Raw genomic sequence first — 4,462 nt, forward strand, 5'->3', positions numbered from 1 at the left:
GCAGCGAACCCGTAGAAAGCCATGCTCCAGCCGCCCGCATTGGAGAAATTCTTCAAATTCCCGTTGCACATAGCCCGGCAATTCCTTTCCCTGCTCTGCCATAAGCGCAGCGAATGCCGGGTAATACTCGTCAACGATCTGATAGAGAAGGGTTTGCTCGGGTCGGTGGCTCTGGTAACGACCAGTATCCCGATCCCGGCTGGCCGTCCTGGCCGCCACATGAGGCATGTTCCGCGTCCTTGCAATACTGTGTTTACATACAGTCTATCGCTTAGCGGAAAGTTCTTTTACCCTCAGCCGAAATGCCTGCCGTTGCTAGACATTGCCAGCCAGTGCCCGTCACTCCCACTCGATTGTAAACAAGCACACAAAACCCTTTAGTGACAACAATTTGCAAGAACTATCAGGCTCAGTGCCATGAAAAATACCATGACCAGATCATGAGGTTGAACACGGCTTGCGCCGGCAGCGTTCACGCTCCTGGTCGGCGATCTCGCCCGGCTGCAATGCTAGCTCAGCATCGGTCATGCGCTCCAGCACGTCGCGTAGGCGGATGGTGCAAGGAATGGGCGGCAGCTCGAACTCATAGCCGCCGGCGATCATTTCGGCCGCAATCTCCTCGGTGATGAAAAACGGCTCGTCGTCTTGGTTCGGCTTCTTCATGCCCTTTCCTCCTGGCGCTCATCCTGGCCGACAGCGGCCAGGGCATCGGCTTCCGTCAATGCGTCCTCCACGAACGCGCCGTGCTGCTTCGCTTCGGCCTGGCTGACCTCGGCCCATATCCGTTTCACCTGGGCCGCACTGTACCCGGCCAGCTCGGCGGTCTTGTTGATGCTGTAGCCGGACTTGCGCAGCGCGACAACTTGGGCGCGGCGCTTCGGATCAGCACGGCGGCCCTTGTACCGCCCGGCCTGGCGGGCCAACTCAATGCCTTGGCGCTGGCGTTCGCGCCTGTCCTCGTAGTCGTCGCGGGCCATCTGCAAGGCCAGGCGAAAAAGCATGATCTGCACGGCTTCCAGCACGATCTTGGCGACGCCCTGGGCCTCGGCCGCCAGGTCGGATAGATCGACCACGCCAGGGACGGCCAGGCGTGCGCCTTTGGCCTGTATCGAGGCCACCAGGCGCTCGGCCTCGGGCAAAGGTAGGCGGCTGATGCGGTCGATCTTCTCGGCAATGACCACCTCGCCGGGCTGTAGGTCGCCGATCATGCGCAGCAGCTCAGGCCGGTCGGCGCGTGCGCCGGATGCCTTCTCACGGTAGATGCCGGCGACGTAGTAGCCGGCGGCCTTCGCGGCCGTAGTGATCGCCTCTTGGCGTTCCAAGTCCTGCGCGTCGGTGCTGACGCGCAGATAGACCCGCGCCACCATCGGCGCGGCTACTGGCTTCGTCCTGCGCATACTTGCGGGCTCCTTTGGGCATACTCAAATGCACCCATCTTAAACTGGCAGCTAATGTACAAAAGTTGATAGAAGCACACAAGTTCAATTTTGCACTTCTGCCCCACTATTGCAAAACTGCTTGTTAGTAGCCGTTTTTTCTTACTGTTTATAGATTCAATAATTTTTGAAACGAAAAATTGGGACTAAACATTTCGGTTTCGTTTTCTGTCGATTCGTCCTGCGTATCTTTTGCATAAACAAACATTTGTTGTTCGTAGTTTTCGATGGCATTTTCAATACTTGTAAATTCTCCGTTTGTAAGGTTTTCAGACAATATCAAAGCATCCAATAATCCCGTATTTACACCCTGTCCTGCAAAAGGCGACATCAAATGAGCAGCATCGCCAATCATTGTTATGGGTAATGGACGGTTACTTTTCCAATCATTGTTCAAAGGAAATTTCCTTGTGGGCAAGCATTGAAATGTTGATACCGAACGTATTAATTGTTTGTAAACTTCACTCCATTTGGAAAATCTTTTCAATAAAAAATCGGCAACGCTGTTTCTGTCCTGAAAATCTAAGGGAATTTTATTTTTCCATTCATCGGGCGTTTTAAAACTAATTCCTAAATACAATGCACCATTATTATTGGGATTGGCAAACAATAAAATGCCCTGATGTCCCGCCATTAATCGGTTGCCGTTGCATAGCTGAAAAAATCCGGGACAGTTTATTTCCGGTTGAAGAATATCAGCTTGGATGTTGAAAGTACCGGTTTCTTCAACTTGCGTGTCGGTAACAAAGCTCCTTATTTTCGACATTCCACCATTGGCAAGAATAACCAAATCTGCTGTTTCACTCGGTTTATTCTCAAAAGTTAGTGTCCACTTCTTCTTACCAGGTTCAAGCATAACAAGTTTTCTATCCCAAATAACCGTGTCGTTTTCTAAACTATTCAACAAGATAGCCCTTAAGTCATTTCTGTTTATTTCAGGATTGTCAAATCGATTTTCGGGCTTTACATTTTTTGTGGATAAAATATTGCCTTTTTCATCAGCAATATTTACACCCATTGGTAAGGCTAAGTCATAATAAGTTTGTAACAATCCCGCTTTTTTCATTGCTTCCTGACCTGAACCTTTGTGTAGGTCAAGGGTTCCACCAAAAATTCTTGCCTCTCGGTCGTTGTCTCTTTCGTAAACTGAAACGTCTATGCCGTTTTGCTGTAATAATTTTGCCATAGTCAGTCCAACGGGTCCACCACCAATTATTGCAACGTTCTTATCACTAAGTAAATTCATTTGTTTGTCTGTATCTATTCGCATTGTCATTCAAAAATGGCACATAACAAGTGGCTATACGCCAAATGGCGTATATATCCACTATATCTTATTTTGCTAAACCTTTCATTATCAGTGACAAATCCGTTTTCAACCGTTTACCGTTCGTTTCTACTCTCTCAAAAGGATTTATATTCATAGTGCTTTTTGTTAAGTTTTGCTCAAATATACAAATCCTTTCTATATATCTAACAAATCCATCGGACTTTTTAATTGTTCCATTCCCTTGGTGGTAATATGTGTATAAACCTCAGTTGTTTTACTGCTTGAATGACCTAACAACGATTGAATATAACGTAAACTCGTACCATTCTCAAGCAAATGCGTTGCAAAGCTATGTCGTAAGGTATGTACAGTAACTTCCTTTTGAATCTTTGCTTTTAAAACAGCTGCTTTAAAAATGTTTTGAATACTTCGGCTTGAGTATGCGCCACCTTTTTGACCTTCAAATAAATAATCTTTTGGTTTATATTCCATAAAGTATGTTCTTAAAATAATTAATGTTTTCTCAGATAAAATGGTATAACGATCTCTTTTTCCTTTTGACTGTTCTATACGAATTTGCATGCGCTTGGAGTCAATGTCTTTTATTTTCAGGTTTATACATTCAGAAATGCGCAAACCTGCCGAATAAATAGTCATCAGAATAGCCTTGTGTTTCACGTTTTCAATAGCGCGTAGTACCCGAATGGTTTCTTCTTCACTCATCACAACAGGAAGTGTTTTTTCTTTTTTTGGTCTTTCGATGAAATATGTTTTCCGTTGTCCACCCAAAACACGTTCGTAATAAAACTGGCACTGTTGCAAAGTTAGCGATGAGGCAGCCTTTTGTCTTATTCAAAGGCCTTACATTTCAAAAACTCTGCTTACCAGGCGCATTTCGCCCAGGGGATCACCATAATAAAATGCTGAGGCCTGGCCTTTGCGTAGTGCACGCATCACCTCAATACCTTTGATGGTGGCGTAAGCCGTCTTCATGGATTTAAATCCCAGCGTGGCGCCGATTATCCGTTTCAGTTTGCCATGATCGCATTCAATCACGTTGTTCCGGTACTTAATCTGTCGGTGTTCAACGTCAGACGGGCACCGGCCTTCGCGTTTGAGCAGAGCAAGCGCGCGACCATAGGCGGGCGCTTTATCCGTGTTGATGAATCGCGGGATCTGCCACTTCTTCACGTTGTTGAGGATTTTACCCAGAAACCGGTATGCAGCTTTGCTGTTACGACGGGAGGAGAGATAAAAATCGACAGTGCGGCCCCGGCTGTCGACGGCCCGGTACAGATACGCCCAGCGGCCATTGACCTTCACGTAGGTTTCATCCATGTGCCACGGGCAAAGATCGGAAGGGTTACGCCAGTACCAGCGCAGCCGTTTTTCCATTTCAGGCGCATAACGCTGAACCCAGCGGTAAATCGTGGAGTGATCGACATTCACTCCGCGTTCAGCCAGCATCTCCTGCAGCTCACGGTAACTGATGCCGTATTTGCAGTACCAGCGTACGGCCCACAGAATGATGTCACGCTGAAAATGCCGGCCTTTGAATGGGTTCATGTGCAGCTCCATCAGCAAAAGGGGATGATAAGTTTATCACCACCGACTATTTGCAACAGTGCCGTTCAGGCAGTACTTCATCAACCAGCAAGGCGGCACTTTCGGCCATCCGCCGCGCCCCACAGCTCGGGCAGAAACCGCGACGCTTACAGCTGAAAGCGACCAGGTGCTCGGCGTGGCAAGACTCGCA

General features: G+C 47.9%; 5 protein-coding genes and 2 pseudogenes. All 7 read right to left on the reverse strand.

Annotation, left to right across the window (positions count from 1 at the left end; all coding sequences use genetic code 11):
- Positions 1-228: pseudogene (locus tag FTV50_RS16435) on the reverse strand (IS91 family transposase); the annotation flags it as partial.
- A gap of 210 nt (positions 229-438) precedes the next feature.
- Positions 439-663 (reverse strand): hypothetical protein, encoded by a 225-nt coding sequence (locus FTV50_RS16440; protein WP_000743213.1) that lies wholly within the window; start codon positions 661-663, stop codon positions 439-441.
- Complete coding sequence (locus FTV50_RS16445; protein ID WP_001366550.1) at positions 660-1,397, reverse strand: recombinase family protein; 738 nt, start codon at positions 1,395-1,397, stop codon at positions 660-662. The genes FTV50_RS16440 and FTV50_RS16445 overlap by 4 nt, the downstream gene beginning before the upstream one ends.
- Positions 1,398-1,545: 148 nt before the next feature.
- Entirely contained in the window at positions 1,546-2,712 is a 1,167-nt protein-coding gene (locus FTV50_RS16450) for a tetracycline-inactivating monooxygenase Tet(X3) (RefSeq protein ID WP_024160783.1), read from the reverse strand.
- A gap of 189 nt (positions 2,713-2,901) precedes the next feature.
- Positions 2,902-3,495, reverse strand: a complete 594-nt coding sequence (locus tag FTV50_RS16455) for a tyrosine-type recombinase/integrase (protein ID WP_205779272.1) — start codon at positions 3,493-3,495, stop codon at positions 2,902-2,904.
- A gap of 72 nt (positions 3,496-3,567) precedes the next feature.
- Positions 3,568-4,272 carry an IS6-like element IS26 family transposase gene (locus FTV50_RS16460; protein ID WP_001067855.1) on the reverse strand — a complete coding sequence of 235 codons (705 nt, stop codon included), beginning with the start codon at positions 4,270-4,272 and terminating at the stop codon, positions 3,568-3,570.
- A 61-nt stretch (positions 4,273-4,333) separates the two neighbouring features.
- Positions 4,334-4,462 (reverse strand): annotated as a pseudogene (locus FTV50_RS16465) (transposase zinc-binding domain-containing protein); the annotation flags it as partial.

This window comes from Acinetobacter sp. YH1901134 (assembly GCF_013416965.1).
GTDB lineage: Bacteria > Pseudomonadota > Gammaproteobacteria > Pseudomonadales > Moraxellaceae > Acinetobacter > Acinetobacter amyesii.